Origin of the sequence: Parazoarcus communis (assembly GCF_003111645.1) — a bacterium.
In the GTDB taxonomy this organism is placed as follows: domain Bacteria; phylum Pseudomonadota; class Gammaproteobacteria; order Burkholderiales; family Rhodocyclaceae; genus Parazoarcus; species Parazoarcus communis_A.
Genome location: NZ_CP022187.1, coordinates 1,809,749 through 1,835,073, shown reverse-complemented (window position 1 = coordinate 1,835,073; position 25,325 = coordinate 1,809,749). Strand labels below are relative to the sequence as shown.

At 61.6% G+C, this 25,325-nt stretch carries 21 protein-coding genes; all 21 read right to left on the bottom strand.

The features are described 5' to 3' along the window. Nucleotides 1-7: 7 nt before the first annotated feature. The 21 genes from CEW83_RS08330 to CEW83_RS08230 all read right to left on the bottom strand — a co-directional run bounded on the left by CEW83_RS08330 (nt 8) and on the right by CEW83_RS08230 (nt 25,318). On the bottom strand, nt 8-787 hold the full coding sequence (locus CEW83_RS08330; RefSeq protein ID WP_108948928.1) for a flagellar brake protein: 780 nt from the start codon (nt 785-787) through the stop codon (nt 8-10). 116 nt (nt 788-903) lie between these two features. Next, nucleotides 904-1,683, bottom strand: coding sequence for a flagellar brake protein (locus CEW83_RS08325; RefSeq protein WP_108948927.1), 780 nt, complete (start codon nt 1,681-1,683; stop codon nt 904-906). Nucleotides 1,684-1,796: 113 nt separating this feature from the next. Beyond that, nucleotides 1,797-2,132, bottom strand: coding sequence for an EscU/YscU/HrcU family type III secretion system export apparatus switch protein (locus tag CEW83_RS08320; protein ID WP_108948926.1), 336 nt, complete (start codon nt 2,130-2,132; stop codon nt 1,797-1,799). Beyond that, the gene (locus tag CEW83_RS08315; protein ID WP_108948925.1) at nt 2,119-3,255 is read right to left on the bottom strand and encodes a flagellar hook-length control protein FliK; all 1,137 of its coding nucleotides are present in this window, start codon (nt 3,253-3,255) and stop codon (nt 2,119-2,121) included. Before CEW83_RS08315 ends, CEW83_RS08320 begins: the two co-directional genes overlap by 14 nt. 36 nt (nt 3,256-3,291) lie before the next feature. Further along, a complete protein-coding gene (locus CEW83_RS08310) occupies nt 3,292-3,615 on the bottom strand; it encodes a flagellar protein FliT (protein WP_108948924.1) in 324 nt (107 codons plus the stop codon). A gap of 11 nt (nt 3,616-3,626) precedes the next feature. Beyond that, on the bottom strand, nt 3,627-4,031 hold the full coding sequence (gene fliS, locus CEW83_RS08305) for a flagellar export chaperone FliS (protein ID WP_108948923.1): 405 nt from the start codon (nt 4,029-4,031) through the stop codon (nt 3,627-3,629). A 14-nt stretch (nt 4,032-4,045) separates the two neighbouring features. Next, nucleotides 4,046-5,467 carry a flagellar filament capping protein FliD gene (gene fliD, locus CEW83_RS08300; protein WP_108948922.1) on the bottom strand — a complete coding sequence of 474 codons (1,422 nt, stop codon included), beginning with the start codon at nt 5,465-5,467 and terminating at the stop codon, nt 4,046-4,048. 28 nt (nt 5,468-5,495) lie between these two features. Beyond that, complete coding sequence (locus tag CEW83_RS08295; protein ID WP_234419027.1) at nt 5,496-5,924, bottom strand: flagellar protein FlaG; 429 nt, start codon at nt 5,922-5,924, stop codon at nt 5,496-5,498. 77 nt (nt 5,925-6,001) lie between these two features. After that, nucleotides 6,002-7,642, bottom strand: a complete 1,641-nt coding sequence (locus CEW83_RS08290) for a flagellin (RefSeq protein WP_108948921.1) — start codon at nt 7,640-7,642, stop codon at nt 6,002-6,004. A gap of 188 nt (nt 7,643-7,830) precedes the next feature. Beyond that, nucleotides 7,831-9,471 (bottom strand): flagellin, encoded by a 1,641-nt coding sequence (locus CEW83_RS08285; protein ID WP_108948920.1) that lies wholly within the window; start codon nt 9,469-9,471, stop codon nt 7,831-7,833. A gap of 281 nt (nt 9,472-9,752) precedes the next feature. After that, entirely contained in the window at nt 9,753-14,387 is a 4,635-nt protein-coding gene (locus CEW83_RS08280; protein ID WP_108948919.1) for a glycoside hydrolase family 99-like domain-containing protein, read from the bottom strand. 67 nt (nt 14,388-14,454) lie between these two features. Further along, nucleotides 14,455-16,056 carry a class I SAM-dependent methyltransferase gene (locus CEW83_RS08275; RefSeq protein WP_108948918.1) on the bottom strand — a complete coding sequence of 534 codons (1,602 nt, stop codon included), beginning with the start codon at nt 16,054-16,056 and terminating at the stop codon, nt 14,455-14,457. Between the two features lie 118 nt (nt 16,057-16,174). Beyond that, complete coding sequence (locus tag CEW83_RS08270) at nt 16,175-17,512, bottom strand: hypothetical protein (protein WP_234419026.1); 1,338 nt, start codon at nt 17,510-17,512, stop codon at nt 16,175-16,177. 95 nt (nt 17,513-17,607) lie between these two features. Further along, nucleotides 17,608-18,396 (bottom strand): class I SAM-dependent methyltransferase, encoded by a 789-nt coding sequence (locus CEW83_RS08265; protein WP_159099418.1) that lies wholly within the window; start codon nt 18,394-18,396, stop codon nt 17,608-17,610. Beyond that, nucleotides 18,393-19,325 carry a GNAT family N-acetyltransferase gene (locus CEW83_RS08260; RefSeq protein WP_108948915.1) on the bottom strand — a complete coding sequence of 311 codons (933 nt, stop codon included), beginning with the start codon at nt 19,323-19,325 and terminating at the stop codon, nt 18,393-18,395. The genes CEW83_RS08265 and CEW83_RS08260 overlap by 4 nt, the downstream gene beginning before the upstream one ends. After that, nucleotides 19,322-20,251 carry a hypothetical protein gene (locus tag CEW83_RS08255; protein WP_108948914.1) on the bottom strand — a complete coding sequence of 310 codons (930 nt, stop codon included), beginning with the start codon at nt 20,249-20,251 and terminating at the stop codon, nt 19,322-19,324. Before CEW83_RS08255 ends, CEW83_RS08260 begins: the two co-directional genes overlap by 4 nt. Before the next feature lies 1 nt (nt 20,252). Next, nucleotides 20,253-21,551, bottom strand: coding sequence for an ATP-grasp domain-containing protein (locus tag CEW83_RS08250; RefSeq protein WP_108948913.1), 1,299 nt, complete (start codon nt 21,549-21,551; stop codon nt 20,253-20,255). Next, nucleotides 21,548-22,648 carry a DegT/DnrJ/EryC1/StrS family aminotransferase gene (locus CEW83_RS08245; protein ID WP_108948912.1) on the bottom strand — a complete coding sequence of 367 codons (1,101 nt, stop codon included), beginning with the start codon at nt 22,646-22,648 and terminating at the stop codon, nt 21,548-21,550. Before CEW83_RS08245 ends, CEW83_RS08250 begins: the two co-directional genes overlap by 4 nt. Before the next feature lie 109 nt (nt 22,649-22,757). Continuing rightward, nucleotides 22,758-23,618 carry a sulfotransferase family protein gene (locus CEW83_RS08240; RefSeq protein WP_108948911.1) on the bottom strand — a complete coding sequence of 287 codons (861 nt, stop codon included), beginning with the start codon at nt 23,616-23,618 and terminating at the stop codon, nt 22,758-22,760. Beyond that, nucleotides 23,615-24,010 (bottom strand): sugar 3,4-ketoisomerase, encoded by a 396-nt coding sequence (locus CEW83_RS08235; RefSeq protein ID WP_234419025.1) that lies wholly within the window; start codon nt 24,008-24,010, stop codon nt 23,615-23,617. The genes CEW83_RS08240 and CEW83_RS08235 overlap by 4 nt, the downstream gene beginning before the upstream one ends. Nucleotides 24,011-24,385: 375 nt before the next feature. After that, nucleotides 24,386-25,318, bottom strand: coding sequence for an ABC transporter permease (locus CEW83_RS08230; RefSeq protein WP_108948909.1), 933 nt, complete (start codon nt 25,316-25,318; stop codon nt 24,386-24,388). Between the last annotated feature and the right edge of the window lie 7 nt (nt 25,319-25,325).

Below are 25,325 nucleotides of genomic sequence, written 5' to 3'. Positions count from 1 at the left end.
GGCGGGCTCAGAGTCCGCCGCGCTCGCGCGAGCTGCGTTCGCGTTCGGTCTTGAAGATGTAGCGTTGAATCTTGGTGTCGGCAGCGCGTGGCAGCTCGACGAAGCGGAAGCCGACGCGTTGCGTCAGCACGCCGCTGCGGGTCGATTGCTGCGAATTGTTCCTGACCTCGAGCCGGACCGTGAGAGCTTCGCCATCAACCAGTTTGAGCACGCAACCGTCGATGACCTTGCCGATCGGCAGGTGCGCGGTATCGAGTGGCAACTGCAAGGCGGTGCCGCCCGGGCTGATGTCGAGTACTCGCGCTTCGAGTGGTTCGGGTTCGGTTTCGTCGGCCTTCACGCCGAGCCTGCAGGAGACTTCGTGCGTCACCGGAACCTGCATGCGGTAGAACTCGCGCCGCTGCACGCGGGCCATCTGCTCGGGTATGCGCGCAGCAAGAGCGGGGCGACCGTCCAGTTGCATTTCGGTGAGCGGGCCAACGGAAAACTGGATCCTGATCCTGTCCAGCTGGGTGACGCACACCATGCGCTCGGCCTGCAACGCCCTGTCGTTGATCTGGCGGTCGGGGCTGACATCGAGAAAGACCCACTCCTCGTCGTCGGAGAGCGTCACCAGCGCCGTCAGAAAGGACTGGCCGCCGGGTGACAGATGCGCGCTGATGAGCGAATGCCCGTCGATCAGTGCCTGCAACAGTTGGCGAATCTGGCGCTTTCCGTGCAGCAGGTATTTCTCGAGCGAGTCATTCTGCAGCGGAGCGACGGGTTGGTTTTCGATCTCTTCGGACATGCCTTGTCTGATCTGGGTGATACGCCTTTGTGAATGCGAATTCTTATAGCACGCCTCGCCCTTCGCTGGTGCGCCAGCGACCGGATCGCGGCGTTTCTCCCTGCGTGAAGGGGCGTTCAGAAATTGCCGCGTTCTCGGGCGTTGCGAGTGCGTTCGATCTTGAGGATGTAGCGCTGGATAATGCTGTCGGCGTTGCGTGGCAGGTCGAGAAACTCGCATCCCGCGCGTTGCATCTCGATTCCGTTGCGATTGACCAGCCGGAACAGGTTCCTGACTACCAGCCGGGTCCTGATCGGCTCGGCTTCGGGCAGGCGCAGGGTGCAGCCGGGAAACTCCATGTGTGGCTCGAACACGAAGTCCGAGGGCGGCACTGCAATCGCGATGCCGCCACTGCTGATGTCGATGATCCGGACTTCGACCGGCATGCCGCCACCCGTGCCACCGGCAATCGGTAGTTCACAGATCACCGACTGCGTGACGGGCGTCTGCAGGCGGTAGAACTCGCGGCGTTGCAGGCGCAGCACGCTGTCGGGCAGCAGGGCACGGAATGCAGGCCGGCCATCGACCTGGATGCGGGCCGGGTTCTCCACCTGAAACTGGATGCGGATGTTGTGGAGCTGCGTGATGCAGGTTATCTGTGCCGCCTGTTCGATGCGGGTGTTGATCGATTCGTCCGTGCTGCCGTCCAGCAGCAGGGCAGTATCGTCGTCGGCCAGTCCAAGTACGGCGGTCAGGAAGGATTGGTTGCCGGGCGTCAGTTGCGCGCTTACCAGCGCACGACCGGTCACTAGACTGGTCAGCAGCTGGCGGATTTCGCGGGGGCTCTGCAGCAGATACTTTTCTTCTTCATCTGAGCGGACGAGCTCGACCCGGGTGTGTGCGTTATCGGTGGACATGCGTTCTGACGCGGATGCGGTTTCCGGAGGGTATTGCGCAGATCTTATAGCACGACTCGGTGCGGGGTGCGCTGTCCGCGCTCAAGTGCGGCGCAATCAGTGCCTGCGAGGCGCTACTCGGGCTTCTTGGCTGGCGTGCCCATCAGGCCGGCCAGTGCGGGTGGCGGTGGCGTAGCATCATTGCCTTGTTCGATACGGTACAGCCAGGCAAGCAGCTCCGCGACCGCGACGTAGAGCTGGGGCGGAATATGGGTGTCGAGATCGACCTGCATCAGCAGGGAGACCAGCTCGGGCGATTCGTGCACATAGACACCGGCTTCTCGCGCACGCTCGATGATCTCCTGCGCGATCAGGCCGCGGCCCTTGGCGACGACGCGCGGTGCGCCTTCGCCGCTGGAGTAGGTCAGGGCGACCGCTTCGCCGCGGCCGGGGAGCTCATCCGCGCTCATCACGCAACTCCACGACCATACCTGTGAGCGGCACGGCGACCGCCTCAAGCGCGTCGGCCAGCGCGCCCTGTCCAGCCTCAAGGGCGGCGATGGCGTCGGGGTCGTCTGCGCGCAGGCGCAAGGCGACGCCAGCCGGTGTCAGATGCAGCTGCGCTTCCATGCCGCCGAGGCGGGGCAGGGTGAGGCGAAGTGTGGTGTTCCATTCGGCAGGGGTTTCGGCCTCACCACCTTCGGCTTCGCCGCGCGGGTCCTCGATGATCCATTCGATCTTCTGCCCCGGCCACGCAAAGCCGTGCCAGGCATACTGGTTGGTGGCCAGCGCATCGAGCTGCTGATGGACGACCGGCAGGGTACGCTCGGCCACCGGGCCCGCCTTGCTGACGGCTGCCTCCGTCCCGAGCGCAGAGGCGACGCCTCGTGCATTCTCGCTCCCGGCAGTGCCTGCCGCGACTGTGGCGTTGCCGGCGGCTTGCGCTGCAGTGCCCGATGCGGGGCCGGGGCGTGCGGCAAGCTGCGCGGCCTGCGAACCGGGCGTCGCGGCGGCCTGCGCCTGCGGCTCGCGCATCAGGGCTGCGAGGTCGGTCTTGCCCGACAGCCATTGCGCCTGATGCGACTCATAGAACAGCCCGCTCTGCGCCACGGCCTGACGCAGCATCGGCACCAGCGCGGCACCGTTTGCCGGCGGGGTGGTCAGCAGCGGCTGGTTATTTGCCAGTACGACGGGCTTTGAGGCCGGCTGTCCGGTGAGCAGGAAACTGATCAGCTTGCCGGTCTGGCTCAGCGTTGAAGGGGCCGAACTGTTGGCCTGAGCGGCGTCGGGATTCGCCAGTCGGGCGAGCACCGCCTTGGGTGTGGTTTCGGCAACGACCAGTTCGAGTGTGTCGCCGGCCTTGGCCGAGGTGTTGAGCGCCAGTGTGACCTGCTTGCCGGCAACGAGCGCCTGGAAGGTGCCATCGGGCAGGGTGCGCTGCAAGGTGGCGAAGAAACGCTGCCCCGGGATGAGTTCGGGCAGTTGCGCCTGGATCTCGCGCGCACGTTGAAGGCCCGCGACCGGCGGTTCGGTATTGAAAAAGCTTGCTTCGTTGAGCAGGCGGAGGCGGGCGGCGAGGTCGGCAGGGATCATGTGAGTCGTCCCCCTTGTGATCGCCGGCGGTGGTCGTTACAGGCCCGGATTGCCGTACGCGTTACGGACTGCGTTGTCCCGTACGGCTCCGGAAAGCAGCTTGCGTGTACTCTCCAGCGCCGGTTCTGCGTGGATCCGGATTTCCTGGTCGAGTTCAAGGATGCGGCTTACCGTTTTGGCAATCTGCTCCATGCTCGCGGGCGATTGATCGACGGGTACGGCCGCCCTTTGTGCCGCCCTCCGGATCTCTTCCGCCGTGCGACCCAGCTCTGCAAGGCGGTCCCAGTCATTCTGCTGCGCGGCGAGGGCCATTGCCTCATACGCACTCAGCAGTTGGTTGCTCGCTTCCAGTGTCAACATTGCCCGCTCCGTCAGGGTGTCACCTGGTTGGCGATTCCCTCCCAGGCTTCCCTGATGCTGCCCAATAGCCCGCAAACTTCGTCGAGGGCCGCTTCATTGTTGTGAAGGTTGGCGTAGAGAAGTCGCTCTGCCATGTATTCGTACAGCGCGTCGAGACGGCCAGCGATCTCTCCCCCGGCCTCGAGATCGAGGCTGACTTTCAGGCCGTTGGTGATGATGTCGATCGCTTTCGAAATGGCGGCCCCCTTGGTGGGGATGTCCTTGTTTCGCATGGCGGCTGCGGCAGTCCGCAAGGACAGGAGGGCCCCGTCATACAGCATGAGAATCAGCTTGTGCGGCGTCGCGGACTCGACGCTGGTCTCTGTGCTGACTCTGGCGTAAGCCGATGCTCGATTGGCATAGGAGGTTCCGAACATGAGAGTCGCCGTCCTTAATTATTCGACGATTTGGTCGAGAATTGCTGCGTCAGATAGGTGCTGGTGTCGTTCAGGCTGGAGATCAACGAGTCGAGCTTGGTGAATTGGGCGCGATATCTCGCTTCCGTTGCGGTAAGCCGTGTTTCCAGCGTGTCGTACTGTTTTGTGATCGACTTGATCGTGGCATTGATACCTGCGGTCCGGCTCGCGAGCACGCCGTCGCTGTTGAGAAAGCCATCGAGACGTGAATTGAAGCTCGCTGCAAAGCCATCGACGCCGTCTTTTCCGGCAAAGAGGGATGCGACGCCCGATTCAGGATCGTTCATCGCCTTCGAGAGCTTGCCGTTGTCGAAGCTGAGTGTCCCGTCCTTGGCAAAGCTGATGCCGACCTGAGACAGCGTACTCACCGTGCCGAAGCCTGAAAATGCGGTGCCCAGTGCCGCGCGCAACTGGGTCTGGATGCTGCGCGCGGTCGAGTCGCCCGTCAGTGTCGACGCGGTGCTGGTGTCGGTGTTGTAGACCGTCAGATTCTTCAGTGTGTCGGCAACGTCGTTGTACGCCTTGACGAACGCTTCCACGGCAGTTTTTGCCGCACTCTGATCCGAAGAAATGGTGACGGTGCCTTTGAGGCTGCTCACCGTGCCGCTCGGTTCGTTGGTGAGCGTCAGCGTGACGCCGTCGATCACGTCCGCGATGTCGTTCTTGCCGCGCGTGAGTTCGATGCCGTCGACCTTGATCCGCGCATCCTGTGCGGTTTGCACGGAGTACATGGTGTCGGTCGGCGCAGGTGTCGCTGCAGGATCAAAGCTGAGGTCGGCCAGGCCGCCTTCGCCGGTGATCTTGAATGCCATGTTGGCACCGGTCTTGGAGCCGCTCAGCACCAGCTGATCCTCGGTGCCATTGTTCACGATGCTGGCCTTGATGCCCAGCGTGGAATTGCCGTTGATCGCATCGCGCAGCTCCTCGAGCGTGCTGCCTTCGAACTCGAGCGAAGCGGTTCGGGCGGGAACGTCGTCTACGAAGACGTTCGACCCACCGGAATCAGTGACGGTGCCGTAATCGATGGTGATCTTGCCGGCGGATGGAACGAAGCTGGTATCCGTCGGGGTGGACACGCGTTGGATCTTTGCCATCTGCATGACTTCGACGCTGTAGCTGCCCGACGCCGCGCCTGCTTTCGGACTTGCGGTGAAGCCATCGCCGGACACCGCCGCCTTGGCGGCCGTGAAGGTGTCGGTCTTGGCCAGTGCATTCGTGGCGGTTTGCAGCGAGGAGAGCGCGCTCTTGATCTGGCCGTATCCGGAGAGTTTCGCCTGATAACTGGCCTCCTTGTTGGCAAGAATGCTCAGCGGGCGACTTTCGATCGTCATCAGCTGGCTGACCAGCGATTCGATGTCCAGTCCTGAGCCTACGCCCGTTGCGGTGATGCCGGCCATTTCGTTCTCCTGCTGAACGTGTGACTGCTCAGGCCTTCTGTTGCAGCAACAATCCCTGCAAGTTGTCCAGTGCCTTCGCGATGGTGATGATCTCTTCCGAGGGGATTTGCCGAATGACTTCGTCGGTACTGGCGTCCACCACTTTCACGATGGTCTTGCCGGTGTCCTCGTCTATCGAAAAAAGCAAATCCTGTGCCACGGGAGTAATTGCATTTCTGACTTCCTCCATGGCCCGCTGGACATCCTCTAGAGACGAGGGCATCCGTGATTTGGACTGATCAGCCGAAGTGGAGGCCTCCACACTTGATGCGACAGGCGCGGTGCCCTCCGCGCCCGGTTGCACTTGGATCTCCTGACCCGGCCCCTGCCCGGCGACAGGTGTATCCGCCGTGCCTGGTGGACGAGCGCTGGGCTGCATTGTCGGCGGCAGCGAGCTGTTTACAACGGAGATACTCATGATTGTCTCCCTCAAGAGAATGCGGCGCGATGCTCTTGCGAACTTCGCGCCGCGCACATTACGTTAGGCTACTCCGCTTAGCCGAGCAGCGAAAGCACGTTCTGCGGCAAGGCATTGGCCTGTGCGAGCATTGCCGTACCAGCCTGCTGCAGGATCTGCGCACGGGTCAGGTTCGAGGTCTCGGCCGCGAAGTCCGTGTCGCGAATCCGCGAACGTGATGCCGACAGGTTCTCTGAGGTCGCCTGCAGGTTGCTGATCGTGCTCTCGAAGCGGGACTGCAGTGCGCCGTAACGTGCGCGTTGCGAGTTGACCGCTGCCAGTGCGGAGTCGACCATCGCCAAGGTGCGGTTCGACGCCTCCACCGTGCTCACGTCAAGCTTGTCGATGGCTTGCAGTTGGCCGCCGTAGGTGCCGGATGCGGTGGTGATATCGGTTGCGTTCCCGGTGGTCAGCGTGAAGGACTTGTCCGAGTCGAGAATCACCTGGCCCGAGACCCATGCGCCGTTGGCGGCAGCCCATGCGCCGGTGTTGCCCGCAGCGGTGAGTGTTGTCGACAGCGTACTTGCGGTGGTCTGGTCTCCGTCGAGGACCGTGACGTCTTCGATCGTCAGGTTGGCACCCGAAGCCGAGTCGTTCATGATCCGCACGTCCTTGCCTGCTTCGCTGGTCAGCTGGATACCGAACTGACCGTTGTCGGTTTCGACGATCTTGGCCGTGAAACCGGTCTTGCCGGAGACGTCGTTGAAAGCCTGCACGGCGGCATTGAGCTGGCTGGCTTGTCCCGCAGCCGAGCCGGACGCGGTGCCACCCACCGAGAACGATACGGTGGTGAAGGAGGTCGGATCTGCGCCGGTAGTCGTGTCGGTGGCGATCAGGAATGAGTAGCTGGTGCTCTGCTGGAAGCCGGCAGCGCCGCTGGCAGCGTCGTCCGCACCCAGGATGAAGGAGGTCGTTGCCGTTGCCTTCACGCCAGTTTCGGCCTGGTTGATCTTGGCGGCGATCTGCTCCGCGCTGGAGCCGGCGGCATAGGTGATGTCCTTGCTGCCCAGGCTGCTGGAGATGGTGATCGTGTCCCCTGCAATGACCGAGGTGTTGCCGTCAGAGCCGGCAGTTGTGAGTTTGCCGTCCGCGTTGGAGGTGCCAACCACGAGGTCGCCGACACCATTGGGCGAGTTGGTCGAGGCAGCGAGGCCGCCGATGCGGTAGTTGCCGTATGCGTTGGTCTGGAAGTTGCCCGAGGTCGCGGTGATGGTCTGGTTGGCATTTGCGCCGACCTGGAACTGCGCCGAGGTGAAGGAGCCGTCAAGCAGCTTCTGGCCGTTGAACTCGGTGTTGGTGGAGATACGCTGCAGCTCTTGCGTGAGCTGCTGCACTTCAGAGTTGATTGCTGCACGGTCACCGGACGAGTTGGTGGCGTTGGCCGACTGCACTGCGAGTTCGCGGATACGCTGGAGGATGTCGCCGGACGATTGCAGTGCCGATTCAGCAGTCTGCGACAGCGAGATACCGTCGTTGGCATTGCGGCGAGCCTGGTCGAGGCCGCGGATCTGAGCGGTGAAACGCTCGGAAATCGCGAGGCCGGCAGCGTCGTCCTTGGCGCTGTTGATGCGAAGACCCGAGGACAGGCGGGTGAGCGACTGCTGCAGCGAACTCGACGTCGTGTTCAGGTTACGTTGCGCATTGAGCGAGGCAACGTTGGTGTTGATGACTTGGGCCATGGTAGATCTCCTGGTTCAGCTAGTTGTTCACACGCCAGGGTGTCCGCTTGTCGGGGCTGGCACCGAGCAATTCATTTGCTCTTGCTTCAATTAACGTCACGCGTCCAGAAAACTTTAGGCGATTTGAAAAACATTCGGGGCTGCACTTGGCAGCCCCGATGATGTGAACGACCCGACTTCGGGAAACTTTACTGCAGCAGCTGGAGCACCTGTTGCGGCAGCTGATTGGCCTGCGCCAGCATGGCGGTGCCGGCCTGCTGGAGGATCTGGGCACGGGTCAGGTTGGCGGTTTCCGCGGCGAAGTCTGCATCCTTGATTCGCGAGCGTGAGGCCGAAAGGTTCTCGGACGTGCTCTGCAGGTTGGTGATGGTGCTCTCGAAGCGGGACTGCAGTGCGCCGTATCGTGCGCGCTGGTTATTGACTGCCGCCAGCGCGGAATCGACCATTGCCAGGGTGCGGTTCGAGGATTCCACGGTACTGACATCGAGCTTATCCACGCTTTGCAGCTGACCGCCGAAGGTGCCGGCTGCCGTGGTGATGTCCGTGGCATTGCCCGTACTCAGGGAGAATGATTTGTCGGAGTCGAGAATGACCTGGCCGGTCACCCATGCGCCACTCGCTGCGGCCCATGCTCCGCCGTTCCCGGCTGCAGTGAGCGTCGTCGCCAGCGTGCTGGTCGTGGCGGTATTGCCGTCGAGTACCGTGATGTCTTCAATCGCAAGATTCGCACCGCTTGCCGAGTCGTTCATGACCCGGATATCCTTGCCGACCTCGCTCGTGAGCTGGATGCCGAACTGGCCGTTGTCAGTCTCGACGATCTTGGCCGTGAATCCGGTCTTGCCCGAAACGTCGTTGAATGCCTGCACCGCCGCGTTGAGCTGGCTTGCCTGCCCTGCGGACGTACCCGATGCGGTGCCGCCGACCGAGAACGAAACGGTGGTGAATGAAGTCGGGTCTGCGCCGGGGCTGCCATCCGTTGCGAGCAGGAAGGAGTAGCTGGTGCTCTGCTGGAAGCCGGCTGCGCCGCCACCCGCGTCGTCCGCGCCGAGGATGAAGGACGTGTTTGCCGACGCCCTGACGCCGGTTTCGGCCTGATTGATCTTGGCGGCGATCTGCTCTGCGCTCGATCCCGCCGAGTAGGTGATGTTCTTGCTGCCGAGTGCGCTCGACACGGTGATCGTATCGCCCGCGACGACCGAGGTGTTGCCGTCGGCGCCCGCGGTGGTCAGTTTGCCATCCGCGATCGCTGTGCCGACGACGAGGTCGCCGACCCCGTTTGGCGAGTTGGTTGATGTGGCCAGCCCGCCGATGCGGTAATTGCCATAAGCATTGGTCTGGAAGTTGCCCGAGGTCGCGGTGATGGTCTGGTTGGCGTTGGCGCCAACCTGGAATTGCGCTGAAGTGAAGGAGCCATCGAGCAGCTTTTGCCCGTTGAACTCCGTATTGGTGGAGATGCGCTGCAGTTCTTGCGTCAGCTGCTGCACTTCCGAGTTGATTGCGGCGCGGTCACCCGCAGAGTTCGTGGCGTTGGCCGACTGGATGGCAAGTTCACGAATCCGCTGAAGGATGTCGCCGGACGATTGCAGTGCGGATTCAGCCGTTTGCGACAGCGAAATGCCATCGTTGGCATTGCGGCGGGCCTGGTCCAGACCGCGGATCTGCGAGGTGAAACGTTCCGAGATTGCAAGACCGGCGGCGTCGTCCTTGGCGCTGTTGATGCGCAGTCCGGAGGAGAGGCGTTGCAAGGACGTCGACAGTGAGTTCTGCGAAACGTTGAGGTTGCGTTGCGCGTTGAGCGATGCAACGTTGGTATTGATTACCTGTGCCATTTTTTGCATCTCCTTCAGTCAGGTTCGGAGGTTGCTCGGACCGGCTGGATGTGAGGAATATCGTTCCGGTCTCCGAGCCTTCTGAGGCTGATAAAGCGAGATGCGTGCCAGGTGAAAATTGTTTCGATATTTCAATTTCTTAAGTGATTTTGCAGGGGCTTCGCGGCAAGTCTTGCCGGCTTGCCGCCGAGTACCGGCAGCAGTTTGCCGGCAAGGCGGCAATGTGTCGGCCCAAAGGAACCGTAACCGGCAATGCGGGCGGCTGTGTCAGCTTCATTCCGTCAAGCCGGTACGGCCCACGAGTCGACCCATTTCGGGAGCTGGCCCGGGCTGCTCCACGCTTGCATAACGGCTGCACGAAGGGCGTTGCCCTCCCGCTCGAGCGTTTCGCGCTCGCCGGTGCGTTCAACAATGGCTGTCACCCATCGCGAGGCGGTGTTGGGAAGCAGTGTGACCGGGAGTCCGCATTGGTAGGGCACGATGTCGGTGGCGAGCACCGGTACGCCGACTGCGCCGTATTCAAGCAGGCGCAAATTGCTCTTGCACTCATTGAAGCGGTTCAGTGCGAGGGGGGCAACAGCAAGGTCGAGATCGAGTGCCGCGAGGCTTGCCGGGTAATCCGCGAACTTCACGCCAGCGTGAAACTCGGCCAGATGAGGCTTGATGTCCTCGAGACACATGCCGAAGAACACCCAGTCGACCTTGTCAGCCGTCGCCGCCACGACGTCGCGAATGAGCGCGAGATCGCCTGCGTGGCTGACGCCGCCGGCCCAGCCGACCCGCAATCGGTCGCCGCGGATACGCTCCGAAGCGGCACGAGGCAGCCAAAGCGCGGGGTCGAGGACGTTGGGCACGCAGCGCACGTCATCATGCAGGCCGCGAAAGGCATCCGCCAGCGCAGGGGTGGAAACCGTTACCGTATCGGACAGTCGGCAGGCTTCGCGGACGCGACGACTGATGTCGGGCCACACATTGCGAGCATGGATGTTGCTGCTCGGCAGTTCCATCAGGAGATCGTCGAAATCCATGACGACACGGAGCGGCAGGGTCGACCGCAATTCGGCGAGTGCGGAGAGTTGGGCGTCGTCAACCTGGCGCTGGGTGTGGAGCGTGTCGATGCCGAGGCGGGCAATCTCTGCCGGTGTGGGGTAGCCGGCGGCAACTCGCGCCCGGACCAGCGTTTTGGCGTGCGCGGCGAGCGCGGGCTGAACAACACGGTAGTGTCCCGAGCCGGCTGCGTCGGCCGGCAAGGCAAGGACGTTCGTCAGGCCGAGTGCGAAAAGCGGATCGGGCGCGAGCGCCGCGCGTGATTCAATCTGAAGATGCCTGGATGCGAGACTCAATGCAGGGTGACTGGCCGGGTCGGTGACGATTGCATCGTGCCAGCGCTGCAGAAAGCGTTGCCGGGCAGCCGTGAATCGCGCCGCAGCCCATTGTGACGCTTCCGCAGTGGTGAAACGCGCCTTGAGCGTGTGGCCAGCGTCGTGCATGAGCGTGGCATGGGGTGTCCAAAGCAAACGGTAACCCGACACGCGCAGGCGCTGGCAGAGGTCGAAGTCGGCATAGCCCAGGTCATAGGCTTCGTCGAAACCGCCAATGGCATTGAATGCGGCTCTTGGCACGAGCATGCAGGCCGCGGTCAGCGCGCCAACCTCCTGCGTGTGCTGAAGGTTGCCGTTCCAGCCCTCGTGTTCCATCGATGCGCCGGTGTCGTGCATGTCGGCGGCACCGGACAGACCCAACATGACCCCCGCGTGTTGCAGACGGCCGTCGGGAAAGACGAGGCGAGCACCCACCGCGCCGATATCGGGATGGCTGGCGAGGCCGAGCATGATCTCGAGCCAGTCGCGATGAAGCGCCGCAGTGTCGTCGTTCAGGAACAGTAGCATGTCTCCCGTCGCGACTCGGGCGCCTGCATTGCATAGTGCAGCGAAGTTGAAGGCACCCTCGACGCGAACGGTCCGGAATCGCGCCGGGTCGATTGCTTGGAGGCCCTCGATCAGCGCGTGTGCGGCGGGGTCGTTGCCGCCGTCATCGACGATGATCAATTCGAAGTGGGGCCAGGCGGTATTCTCGAACACCGATTCGACGCAGCGCTTCAGGATGTCGGGCTGATCGCGGGTGGGAATGATGACGGACACGCGAACATTTTCGGCGGGCGGGTAGTGCACCTGAAGGCCCGGGATGACCGTCAGCGGAATCAGCGTGGTTGTCATCGCGAGGCGGGCGAAATGCGCATCCACGGCGTCCCGATGCGCTGCTGCCAGCATGTCGGCATCGCCCCTTGTGGCGGGATGACGGCTGTGGTCGCGCCACAGCAGGACTTCCTGTACATGCGCCATTTGCTCGGCGCCCATTTCGATGGCAACGAGACGGAGGGCGGGGAGGAAGGAATGCGATGGTGTATCGCTTGGCACGTGTGCGAGCAACGTCGTCTTTACGGCGAGAACATCCGGTTGATCGACCCTGCAGCGCAAGGTTTCGAGCGTGGGTGTTGGCCAAAGGCGCACGGCCGAGCGTGTTTCGTCGCCGGTGTGTACCAGCGCATCGCAACTCAGAATGGCGGCCTTGGGGCGCTGTGCAAGTGCCAGCGCAAGAGTGAGCAAGGTATGGGGGAAGAGGCGATCGCCCGCGACGAGCGGAAGGATCCAGTCCGCGTCGGTCTCGGCAGCGATGCATCGCAGATCGTTGTCCCACCGGGTCGGTGTCCGCTGCTCGACCTTGGGTCCATCGATCCAGTGGGATGGAACCGCATCCACACAGACCAGTGTCACCACGTCGGGTTGGAGGCATTGCTCGGCAAGCGTCTGAAGCGTGTCGAGCGTATCGGAATCAAGCGATTCGGACCAAAGCACGACCTGAATGCGCGGTTTGGTCAAGCGTGCCAGCGCCGTACGGATCAGTTCAATTTCGGCACGGTTGCGCGGCTGTACCAGCCCTTCGGGCAGATAGCGCAATGCAGCGGATGCGCTACCAAGCTGTGGCGGCAATGTCGATTCGCTTGTGGCAAGGGTACGCAGGGTGTCGGCTGTGGCTGCGAGATATCCATAGCCGAAGTGGCGGTCGGGTTCGAGGTGGGCGCCTTCGGCCCATTCGTTCCAGGCATTGACGAACACATAGCGCAACCCGGGCGGGTTGTGGCGCAGCGTCTGATTGGCCGCGAGGCGCAGCCATGAGGCATACCTTGCAGGTGTCGCATGATGGAAGATTCGTCCGCGGCCCGGTCGGCGGGCGTCGTTGTCCCAGCCAGTCATGACCCCCGGGAAATAGGCGAATGGGCGGGGTTTGTCGTCACCGAATTCGGCCAGGGCGGTCGCGAGCACGGTGTCCCGATAGTCGAGAATCTCACCGCTGAAGCCGGGGTCGACCATGTCGAGTTCGCCGTTGATCGGCGGCATGTTGCGGAGTTGATGCGGCGGAAAGCCGACCGCCGCATCAAAACCGAAAGGCCTCGGGTCGTCGATGTCGAAGGAGCATACCGCGACCAGATAGAGATCGCCGATGCCAAGCGCTTTGGCCTCCTTGCGCCACCGCATCGCCGTCGCCTTGGCATCGTCGAGCAGACTCGCGCGATAGACGAGCAGCATTGGCTTGCCATCGACCCGGATATAGCGCGGATCTGCGAGATAGGGCTGGATGTGGCGCAGAAAGGCAATGTCGTCTCGGGGCGAGTGCGATTGGGCAATCAGGACTTCCTGCTCCTGTCCATCCCAGCGGCGTGTCCAGTTTTCGTTGGCCCAGCACAGGCAAAACGGCATTTCCAGCGTGCTGTCAGCCAGAAATTGTCGTAGCGGCGCTTCGAGCAGGGTGCGACCGTTGAACCAGTAGTAGTAGAAGCAGAACCCGGCAATCCCGTGTGCGCGTGCCAGCTCGATCTGACGGCGCATGATGCCCGGCGTGTTCAGGTCGTAGTGGCCGAGCTCGTGAGGAAGCCTCGGTTGGTGGTGGCCGATGAAGCGGGGGACGGCCTTGGCGACATTGGTCCATTCGGTGAACCCCTTGCCCCACCACTGGTCGTTCTCGGGAATGGCATGGAACTGGGGCAGATAGTAGGCGAGGAATTTGACCGGTGGTTCGGGCGGAAGGTCGTCGCGTCTGGACAACGGGCGCCAGTGCGGGCTGCGGGTGTCGGACAGCGGCTGCTGCAACAGTTGCCCGGCGTAGGTGGCGAGGGTCTCCGCGCGCAGGGGACGCGGCCCCGGCGTCAGATCGGCCACTTCCAGTCCGAAGGCGGCACAGACCGCAGTCAGACCGATTTCAAGTGCTTCCGGCGTTTTCTTGCCCGCGAACGGGGCTGCCGAACCCAGATATCGTTCATGGATCGACTTGACCAGCGAGCTGCGAACAAGCGCGATCGTGTGGGCGAAATAGTTTGCCTCGGCCACTGCTTCTTTTGGCAACGCAAGCACTTGCGCGAGTTTTCCGGCGAGCGATGCATCGACAAGCCTGCCGAGCGTTTGGCGCGGCAAGCCAGCGGGAAAGGCCATGCCGAGTTGCGGATTGCCGACAAAAGCACCTACAGCTGCGAGAAACCGCTCGGGTTCGAGGAACGCACTCGCATGCTTGTTGAGGACCTTGCGGTCGATTGTTCCAAGCGTGTCACTGCCGTAATCGAGGCGGCAAACGATGTCGGCCATTTCTACCGAGAACGGCGGCTGCTGGTGAGTGAGCGAATCAAGAAACTGCACCGAGCGGGGCGCATCCGTGGCCATCTCCCACCGAATCCCCTCGACGGCACTGGCAGGAACCTCATGCTTGTCCGCGATGACGATGGCACGTGCGTCGAGTCGCGGGTCCGCGACCAGGGCGATCGCAGCATTCAGTCCTTCCCGATCATTTGTTCGCACGTAGAACAGAACACGGGGGCGCTGACCGGTTGGTGGCTGCGTGACATCATCGAGGTGCTGGCTTGGCATGGGAAATGTCGCTATGGAGAGAGAGTTGAGCTGGCAGGCAGACGGGAGGGCGCGCCGGACACGCTTTTCAGGTCGGCTTGCGCAGCACGATCAATGCCTGCGGCAGGTAGTTGCGGTCATCAATGAAGGCCGTGAGTTCAAGCGCATGCGTCCAGTGCCGTTCGACATAACCGCGCGGAATCAGTGATTCACCGTAGAAGGCCTCACTTCCCGCGACGCCGTAGCCGGTTGCCGAATGCAGGAACTCACCGCTGTCGTAGGCGGCTTCGCACGCGGTCCGGTCGACAAACGAATTTGCAAGCTGACGGTGCCATGGGTGGGAGAAATCCTTTTCGGCACGCATCTGTTCGCAAACGCCAAGCAGTGAGCGTCCCTGCGTCGTGATCGCAATCATTCCGCCGGGACGCAGAATGCGGGTGAACTCGGCTATCCACGCATCCGAAGCGGCCGCCGAGAGATGAGAAAAGACCGAGTAGGCGATGATCAGATCGAATCCGTCGCCTTCAAGCGACGTCGGGGGCAGCGGCGTCACCGTTTCAAAGCGGGCATAGGGAAAGTTTTCACGACACACGTTGACGTATTGCTCGCTCACGTCGACGCCGACGAGGTTCTCGGGACGGAAGTCGTGCATGAAAATCCGGGCGTAGCGTCCCCATCCCGTTCCGAAATCGAGTAGCCGCCCGTTTCCGTCCCAGCGCACGCCATCGCGCTGACAATGCTCGCGCACGGCGCGGTAGAAGCGCATGCCCTCCCTGAGCGCTGCTTCGTTGCTCGATCCGACCATGCCGACCTGCAGGTCTTCGGACGGAAAGCCCGGCAGCGGGAAGCCGTTGTAGGCGGGAACGGTCACGCTGCGGATCAGGACGTTGAGCCACTGATGGTCGTCCAGTGCGTGAACGCCCTCCCAGGCGCGAGAGTCTGCGGAGTTCCATTTCTCGAGTGGGGCAAGCTTGAGTTCCTCGCGCAGGGCATCGATTTGCGCCGTCAGACGCCGGTTTTCCGCGGTGAGCTGGTTGTTCTGTTCTTCAAGCTGAGCCTGTCGCACATCGGCTTCACGTTGGGCGGGTGTCGGTGCTCTCAGATCCGAAATGAGCCGCGCCCAGGCGACGGGCGAGATCTGCTTTTCGGCACTCAGAATCTCGCGGACAAGTGCAAGCACTTCTGCATGGGTGCCTTCGGCGCGCAATACGGGACTGAGAATCTCAAGTGCCCGGTTGGAATCATTGCGCGCTGCCTCTGCAGTTGCTTGGCGAAGCGTCACGATCAGTGGGGCTTCAGGCTGAGCCGCTGCATGTTCGAACAATAGGCATGCGACTTCAAGATCGCCGCTCGATAGCGCCATGGCAGCCAGATCGTTATACACCTCCCAACAGCGGCTGCCATTGTTCGCCAGCGCTTGCAAGACCTCGAAGCCTTCACGTACGTCTCCTTTTTCGATCAAGTGCCGGGCGTTGGAGTACGCATCGAGATCGGTCGATGAGCGTGGGGCTATGCCATTAGAGGAAGCGCTTGCCGGGCTGCTGTTCATATCGTGGCCATCCTTTTTAAGGTCCAGAGCGGTCTGATCGTCGCGCGGATACAGATCGGTACTTGCAAGTGTAGTGAATCGTATGTGTTCAGTTTGTCTGAGCAGAGTGCATCGATCGTGGTTTCTACTGCGATGCCGCATGGCAAAACATCATCGCGATGAAAGCCTGCCTGAATGTCGCCCTGGTGCTTGCCACGCAGGTGGTCACCCCCCTCGGCAACGGGGTGTTCGTGCACCGAAGCCGCCACCTCGCAGGTTTTCATTGTTGTGCGGCCTCCGCAAGCAGATCGAAGACGATGGGGAAGGTCTCGTTACGCACTTGCGCACGTAAAAGGTAAGCCGCCAGCGGGTCGACCTTGGGCGATTCACTGTTTTCTTCAGGCGCCACTGCGCCTGTTGTCGGCGCGTTGCGCACTCCACGTACCGCGGCTTCGAAACCTGCCGGGGAATGGGTCCGCAGATAGTGCTCACGGGCACGTTGCGAGTGTCTGGCAAGGGCTTCTGGTGAAGCCGAGTCGATGATGGAAAGCAACTCGTTCGGCGAAGACCAGCACCAAGTTCCGGGGGGGCCAAGCGTGGCGCTGCCCAACGGTGGGTGCATGTTGTTTGCATGCGTGACGATAGGGGTGCCGGCGCCCATGGCCTCGATGATGGCGCGTCCGCCACCCAGTGGAAACGAGCCGATGTACAGATCCACGTCGTGTTCCTTGAGTGTTGCGCCAAGATTTTCCACCCACGGGATATGTGTGAAGCGTTCTTCGCTGACGCCTTGAGCGGCAAGTTCGGCACGCAGGGCATTCAGAATGTCATCGGACAGCGGGCCTATGTGCAGATGCCTTCCTCCGCTGCGTCGCAGAACCTGCGGCAGGACCGTCCAGTAGTGAAAGGGATAGGGTGCCATGAATTTCGCGTCATGGCCGCTGCAGGCCGTGAGCAGGGAGCCTGTCCGGCGGAACGAGGCGGGATCGTGCGGGCGCGCACCGATGTCCGGTACAGACAGGGGCCAGAGTTCGGCCTTGATCCCGGCTGCGCGGCAGGTGTTGCAGAAGTCTTCGTAAAGGTCCACGTGGCGTACCCAATCCAGCGCAGCGCCCAGACATAGATGGTGATCGGCGTGGTGACAGAATACGACCTCGCGATTGAGGCCGGGCTGTATGCCCGCAATGGCGGCCACATCGGCGTGATGGTTGAAAACCAGTATCTGTGCGTCAGGGTGGCTGCAAAGTTGGAGCTGAGTCCATACGAGGCGACTCACGTAGTCACCGGATTCGGGTGTGCTGACTTCGACCCCGAGCCTGGTAAAGCGCTCCAGGTCGAATTGGTAATCGTGCGAGAAGAAATTCGTCATCAGGATCAGGTGATGCTTGTCCGGCTGCGCCCGGATGATGTCCTCGATAACCCGCGTATGCCCCCCCACACTATAGAGCTCCGTAGCGAGAATGATGACGTCGGCCTGGCGGTCGGCAGACGGTGGGCGAATTTTCTCAGATTCGATGTAGTTGAGCGACATGGCGCCGAGCTTCTGACAGAGTTCGTCCAGGCCCGGCGATGACAGCACGCTTCCGACGGTTGCCGGGTCATTGGTCACGGTATCCACCAGTGCACGGATTGCAGCGAGTGCCGAATCGGCCTCAGTCTTTGCGAAAAGTGTTTCGATGGCTGCTATGAAGGAAAGAAGATCGTGATTCATGGTCAGACCCTTGTCTGATGATCCTGCTGTGATTGCGGAGAACCCTTCGGGCTGTATTTTCGGCACACGAGCAGGAAGTGATCGTTCTGAACACCGAAGCAATCGGCACGTATTTCTCCGTGCGAAAAATCGGCGAATGCTGCTTCAAGACTTTGCTGCAGGGCCTGGGCATCGCTGAAGCGCTGCAGTCGGGCACCTTGAAGTACGCCGAAAGCATCGGTGGTCAGTGTGGTGCTGCCATCATCATGGGCAACGCAGTCAGTGAAGATGTAGTTTGTGGGCATCGGCACAGACAGGATCAGAAAGCCCTTGTCCGTGAGTACGCGTGCATATTCCCTGACGTGGTCGGCGAAGGCCGACCCGGCCTCGAGGTAGTAACAGCTGTTCCAGGCAATCAGGTAACGAAACGATGCGTCGGGATAGGGCAGGCGCGCGTTGGTGCCGACATCGAGGCTTGCCGGAATGCCTGCCTCCTGGAGTCGAGCGCGGGTTGAGTCGCAAATTGCCGCGCTGACTTCGGTGGCGTGAATCCTGAAGCCCAGATCATGAAACAACCCAAGGTTTCTGCCGTCGCCACAGCCGACCTCCAGCAATGGGGCGCCCCGATAATCCGCTTGATTCAGTGCCAGTCTCGGATGACGGCCCATCAGTATTCGAACCAGATGTTCGGCCGGATAACGTGCTCCGCCCTGGTGGCGAAGATAGTGCGCCGTGTAGGCACAGATCGCGGGATCGCCGTGCGAGCTGTCGGATTGCGCTGGATCAACGGATGCATTCATCGCGGGGCTCAAAGATCGATCAGGTAGGTGTCGTAGCATACGCAACGCGCGCCGAATTCTTCTTTCTGGCTCATCAGCCCTTCGTTGAGAACCTGTCCGCCTGCTTCTGTCGAGATGCCAAACTCGAGCCAGTGGCAGCGCTCGCGATAGCGTGTGGCGAGCGCATGAATCAGGAAGTCCATTGCGCGGCTTGCGCGACCGGCCTCGGATGCAACGAGATATTGGGTGTGCGCAACCGTCCCCGCGACATAAACGATGGCACCTCCCACAAGGTGTCCGTCTCCGTCGCTGACGTGGAAGATCTCGATGCTGCGGGGGAAGGCCGCGCGCAGGCGATTCATCTCGGCAGCGCTGTGAACGGCACTCACGCCATGACGCAGTTGCAGATTCATGTTGATCAGCGTCATCAGGACATCGGCCGTGCTGACCTGCTCAAAGCGCAAACCAAGCTGTGCTGCGCGCGCTGCGCCATTGCGTTTCTTGCCGGGCAAGCCGGTATCGATCAGGTGCAGCGCAGCTGAGGGCTCGCGCTTGAGCAGCTGCGCACCGCGGCGGAACAGGGCGTAGGCATCTTCCTCGGCCGGTGCCCGGTGGTAGATATGTGGAATGGCCTTGTATTCAAGCCGTGTGATACCGGCGCTGGCGTAGAACGCCAGTGCGGCATCGAATGTGCGGAGCATTTTCTCGACCCGCATGCGACCATCGGTGATGAAGCCGCCGTATGTCAGTCCGCCATGTGAGCGGATCGTATTGCCGTGGCGACTGGCGGGCAGAAGGGCCAGCGTCGCATCCGCTTCGTCGATGATCAGAGAGGCGTCGACAAAGCGCTCCGCGTGGTATTCCATGTAGGCGCGGTCAAACAGCAGCGTGCCGTTTCGGCTGTTGCGCACAAAGGTGTCCCAGCGCTTGCGGTCTTTTGCCGAATAGGCGGCGGCGATCACGGGAAGTCCCCATGCAGTTCGGCGACGCCGAGGCCGTCGCGACCGAATCCGTTGCCGGCGTAAAACAGGAACCGTCGTCCGCTTCCGGGGACGCTGACGAGCGAGGGGAAGTACACCATTTCGCTATCGAAGCCTGTGCCATGGGCAATGCTGGCGAGATGGTCGGCGCGCTCCCAGTGCTGCAAGTCGTCGGAGAGTGACAGTCCGAAGTGATATTTCATGTCCAGCGTGCGGCGGGTGTACAGGACGGCGTAGCGCTCGCCGAGCCGGACGAGCTGGGGCCTGCCCAGGCCGTGCTCCACGCTTGCGTCGTGCGTCACGATGCGCTGGCCGGCGCGTTGATACGCCAGACCGTCGGGGGACGACTGGTAATACACATCGTAAGTCGGCCGCAGGCAGCCACCCACATCGACCCAGTCGCTACCTGCGGAATAGACCGTGTGGAAAGCGCCTGATTCGTGCAGGATGGATTGCCCTGCGCGAACGCTCAGTCCCTCGTCGGCGCGGTCGAGGATGGGTGCCTCGGAGGCGCGAGTGAAGGTTTGACCGCCGTCGTGACTCAGCGCTAGACCGCCGAAATTGAAGTAGCGGATCTTCTCGCCAAGCTGAAAGCCGGTGTAGTAGAGGTAGATCGTGTCGCCCACGCGCGTGGCATGTCCGGGGAATACACCATTGTCGTCAAAGCAGCCCGGCCGGCCGATGTCGACAACAGGCCTGGGGGACACAGCAAGGACCTCATTGGGGCGCTCTGCCGATACATCGACATAGCCGATGCGGGAGATGCCCGCGCTATCCCAGCAGCCGAGGAAGACACGGATGACCTCGTCGTTCAGGCAGATGGCGGAGGGGGCCATGGTGTGGCTATGCCACCAGCCTGCCTCCTGCTGGCGGTGATAGACCTGTCCGAGTTTTTGCCAGTGCATCATGCTAGTGCCCCCGATCGTCCAGCAATATTTCGACCATGCTGGGGTCAAAAGTCAGGATGCCCAGACGCGTGGAAACCTCTTCACGTTGCGTGAAACTGTCGTCGATGAAAATGGCGTTGGTTTCGTAGATGTAATCGCTTTTCGATTCATCTTCACGCAACCAGTGGATTTCATCAAAGAGCGATTGCAGGCGCCAACGGGCAAGCAGCGCTTCCTTGTCGGCTGCGAGTGATTTCGATAGCAGAACGATGCGCTTTCCCTGGTTGATGCATTGATAGAGAAACTGCAGCATTTGCGTGTTCAGAGCCTCCTTGATGACGAGCGTGTCGTCCCAGTCCACATAGACCGTGCTGTAGCGCAGGTCCAGTCGATAGCGATTCGTCAGAGCCCGATCGATGCTGTACTGACGGTACGGGTTGCGCAATATGCGCACGCTCATACCGGCCTTGTCGAGCAGTCCCAGAAGCGGAAAGTTGATGCCCTGCACACGGTGAAACGCCATGGTGCCGGCGATACGCGGATCGATCTCCAGCAGTTTCAGCGTGCCCTGAGCATCGCGCTTCATCTGGAAGAACCACGGACCGGTCAGGTCCAGTGCATCATGGATCTGCTGTGCATGCGCAAGTAACGCTGCATGGGTCTCGCTGTCCGGTTCCCTGCTGTGCATCGAGGTGCCCATGCGGATACGCTCGCGTGTTCGCGGGCCGGCGAACAGCAATTGCCCGGTGCTGCTCGAGAAGCAGTCGACCGTGTATTCATCGCCCGGCAGGTACTCGCAGAGGAGCATGCCCTCCAGACTGCCGGCGGCCGCGAGTGCGTGGCGGCTATCGAGTCGCTGGCCACCTTGCGATCCGTACAGGCGGTCTGGCTTCAGATAGACCGGAAAACGATCGATGCGCTCCGCGTCGTGCAATTCAGGTACGGGCAGTTGCTGCGCAAGGTGTTTGTAGCTCGCGGACTTGGAGCGGACGATATTGAAGGTGGCGCTGGCAGGCATCACGACAGCACACGGAATTTCGCTTCGGTGCTCATCGAGAAAGTCCATGACAAGAGGATTTGCCGGGAAAATGAAGTCGATTTCCCACGCTTCGATCAGTGCCTTCAGCGCGTCCAATGCGTCGGCATGGTCTATGGATGGCAGTTCGCGATAGCGCGCAAAGACGCAAGGTCCGTGGTTGACCACGGCTGCAGAGGCACCGAACAGCCGCACCTCCTTGCAGTGCTCGAGTGATCGGAATATTTCCAGGCCGACCTCCGTCCCGGCCGGAAACACGAGAACATTCCACGGCGGCGCTTTCATGAGGCCAGCCCCTGATCTGCGTGCAGCACTGCCGCGATGACAGGCGCAGGGTCGAGTCCAGGCCACATCGGCAGACTCAGTACTTCTGACGAGAGCTGTTCCGTCATCGACAGATCGGGCCAGTTCTCGCCGGAATAGGCACCCTGCCGATGGGGGGGGACGGGGTAGTGGATCAGGGTGTCGATGCCCGCTGTTTTCAGGGCCTTCATCAGCGCGTCGCGCCGTGTGCAGCGAATGACGAAAAGATGCCATACGGGCGTGGCCCAGTCGGGCGTCTGCGGCACGGTGATATGCGTCAGCGCTGACAATGCCTGAATGTAGGCTTGGGCGACTGACTGGCGCGCGCGATTGTCTTCATCGAGGCGTCGTAGCCTGACACGCAGAAAGGCGGCCTGAAGCTCATCGAGGCGGGAGTTGTAGCCAGCTTCGTCATGCTGATACCGGGTCTGCGATCCATAGTTGCGCAGTGAGCGCAGGCGCGAAGCCAGGGCTGCGCTATTCGTACAGATGGCGCCACCGTCGCCCATCGCACCCAGGTTCTTGGTCGGGTAGAAACTGAAGGCGGCCGCGTCACCGAGGCTGCCTACGGGGCGGTTGTGGTAGCGCGCGCCATGCGCTTGCGCAGCATCTTCGATCACCTGCAAACCATGCTGTGCCGCGATGCTGCATACCGCGGCCATATCGGCGGGCTCACCATAAAGGTGCACGGCGATGATGGCTTTTGTGCGGGGGGTGATCGCTTCGACAATGCGTTCAGGATCGATGTTGAAGCCGGATGGACAGGATTCGACCGGTACGGGCCGGGCGCCGCTCCAGGTGACGGCGAGCCAGGTGGCGATGAAAGTATGGGCCGGAACGATGACTTCATCCCCAGCGCCAATACCCATGGCCTGCAGTGTCAGGTACAGCGCTTCGAGCCCATTGCCGACGCCCACGCAGTGTTCGACGCCGCAGTAGCGGGCGAACTCCTGTTCGAAGGCCATGAGCTCGTCACCCAGGATGAAGTGATGTCTGCTGAGAACCCGCTCGAAGGCATCCCTCAACTCGGATTCGATCGGGGTGGTGATCGCCTGCATGTCGAAGAAAGGTGTCGTCATCTCGGTGCGCAGTCAGTCGACTCGGCTAACGGATCCAAGCGTCCGCAACCAAATGCCGTGAATTTTTCGCCTGTTTGTCGATACGCTGGTCGCGCAACGCGGATCTCGATCAATCGAAGTTGTAGCCCAGTGCAGCGTAAACCGGAGCAGCGGAAAAGAGACGGTTGAGTACTTCGATTGAGTTTGGGTCAAGATCCTCGCGCCACTTGTCCTGATTCTCACGCTCTGGATCGGTATACGTTCTGCGCCCGCCGGCCCATGGGTCGGAACCGTCCTTCAACAGGCTCGCGCTTTCGTGCGCCACCTTCCCGGGGTTCAATACGGCACGATCATCAGCCAGGCCGAGGAAGTCCAGCAGATTCATCATCGTGTCCTCGGTACGGCTGAGCAGATCTTCATAGCGCACGATGATCGCGCGGGCGGCTTGACTCCCGCAGGCTTCAACGCCGGCATGCACGCACTGATTGATATACAAGGCCATTGCTTCCAGGTTGCTCAGGAAGGGCGGCCGCGTTTGTCCGGCCTGGTCAATGCGCTTGGCGACCTGATACATGGACATGATGACTGCACGCGGGTCGCGTATGACATGCACGAATTTTGCGCCAGGCAGTATCGTCATCAGGTCCTTGAAGACAAGGACATTCATCGGTGTTTTTTCGGAGAGCCGGCTGACCCCATGGCGATCCGCGACGGGATAGAGCAGGGACTCCACCATTTGCCCCATGGCGTCATCGATCTGCGCCGCATCAACGAAGTGCGTGATGCGACCATACTGCAAGCCCTGCTGCAGGCGGTTGCGCAAGTTGACGATGTCGGTCAGGTGATCAAACTCGGGCCCGCCATAGACATCACTGTGCGAGTCCATCATGGATTGGAACAGGCTGGTGCCCGATCGCGGCGCGCCACCGACGATAATCAAGCGGCTACCTCGCATGTCAGCCTCGTTGGGAAGAGTCGAGGTGTTCATCATGTGCGTGATGCCTGTGCCGCACTCTCGAAAGACGCATAGTCGCGGTAATAGTCGGCTTCGTCGTAATACGCTGAGGCGAGCACCAGACAGACGGCGCCCGATGAGAAATTATCCAGATAGCGCCAGGTCATCGGTGCGATATAGATGCCGTTGTATGAACGATTGAGGTGGAAGCGACGCTCGCGATCACCATCATTGAGCACGACGTCAAAGCTTCCCGACATGGCGATCATGAACTGCTGGAGCTTTCCGTGAGCATGACCGCCGCGCTCCGATCCGCCGGGCACGTCATAGAGGTAGTACACGCGTTTGATATCGAAGGGAACGTGTCTGTCGCCCTCGACAAATGTCAGGTTCCCTCGCTGGTCGTGAATCTTCGGTAATTCGATCATCCTGCAGTCATCGAGTGACATGGTCCATCCCTTGTGGCCTTGGCGATTACCCTTTGATTGACTTCCTGGCAAGCAGGGCACGTTGTAATTCTAAGGGGGAGGGGGGGCGATTGATACATCGAACTGTTATGGGTTTTGGCTACTGTTTCTCCTTTTGATGCGCAATATCGCATTGTGTCGCGGCGTCCTGTTTGGTGCGGCAGACAAGAACTCCGACCGCTTGAGCCCGCACGAACGTCCCAGAAACAACAAGGCCCGTAAATACGGGCCTTGTCATTGCGACTCTCTCGCGCACGGGTGGGGCTTCTCGCTTACCGCACGATGAGTATGTTAACGATCGTCCGGGGTTCGCATTGTTCAATGCCGCTTGCGCGCCTAGCCCTCGGCCCGGAAAGGCTTGCCCAGCGACATCGGTGAATTCAGCCGGATGGTGTTCACATTGCGCGAGATCACCACCAGCACGATGATCGTCGCCCAATAAGGCAGCGACGACAGGAACTGCGCGGGAAAGTCGATCTGCATGCCAGAGCCCTGGATGAAGAGCTGGGTGATCATGACGCCGCCGAACAGATAGGCGCCGACCATGACCCGCAGCGGGCGCCAGGTGGCGAACACGACCAGCGCGAGTGCGATCCAGCCGCGACCGGCGACCATGCCTTCGACCCACATCGGCGTGTAGAACACCGACAGGAAGGCGCCGCCGATGCCGGCCATGGCGCCGCCGAAGAGCACTGCGAGATAACGGATGAGGATGACCGGATGACCGATGGCGTGCGCCGAGGCGGGGGATTCGCCCACGGCGCGCAGCACCAGGCCGGCGCGGCTGCGGTAGAGGAACCACACCACGGCCCAGAACATCGCCCACGACAGATAGACCAGCGCCTGCTGGTTGTAGAGGGCCTCGCCGATCAGCGGCAGGTCGGCGATGAAGGGGATGCGAATCGGCGGCACCGCCGGCAGGGCGATCGACTCGAAAGGTTTGCCGATGAAGGCCGACAGACCGACGCCGAAGATCGCCAGCGCGAGCCCGGACGCCACCTGGTTGGCCTGCAGCGTGAGGGTGAGCAGACCGAATACGAGCGATACCGCCATGCCCGCACCCATGCCGGCGAGCACGCCCAGCCAGGGGCTGCCGGTGTGGTGGGTGACGGCGAAGGCGGCGACCGCGCCCATGGCCATCATGCCTTCGGCGCCGAGGTTGAGCACGCCGGCCTTTTCATTGACCAGCAGGCCGAGTGACACGATGATCAGCGGGGTGCCGGCCACGACGGTGGCAAACAGCATCGAGGTGAAGAGCGAAGCGTCCATGATCGAT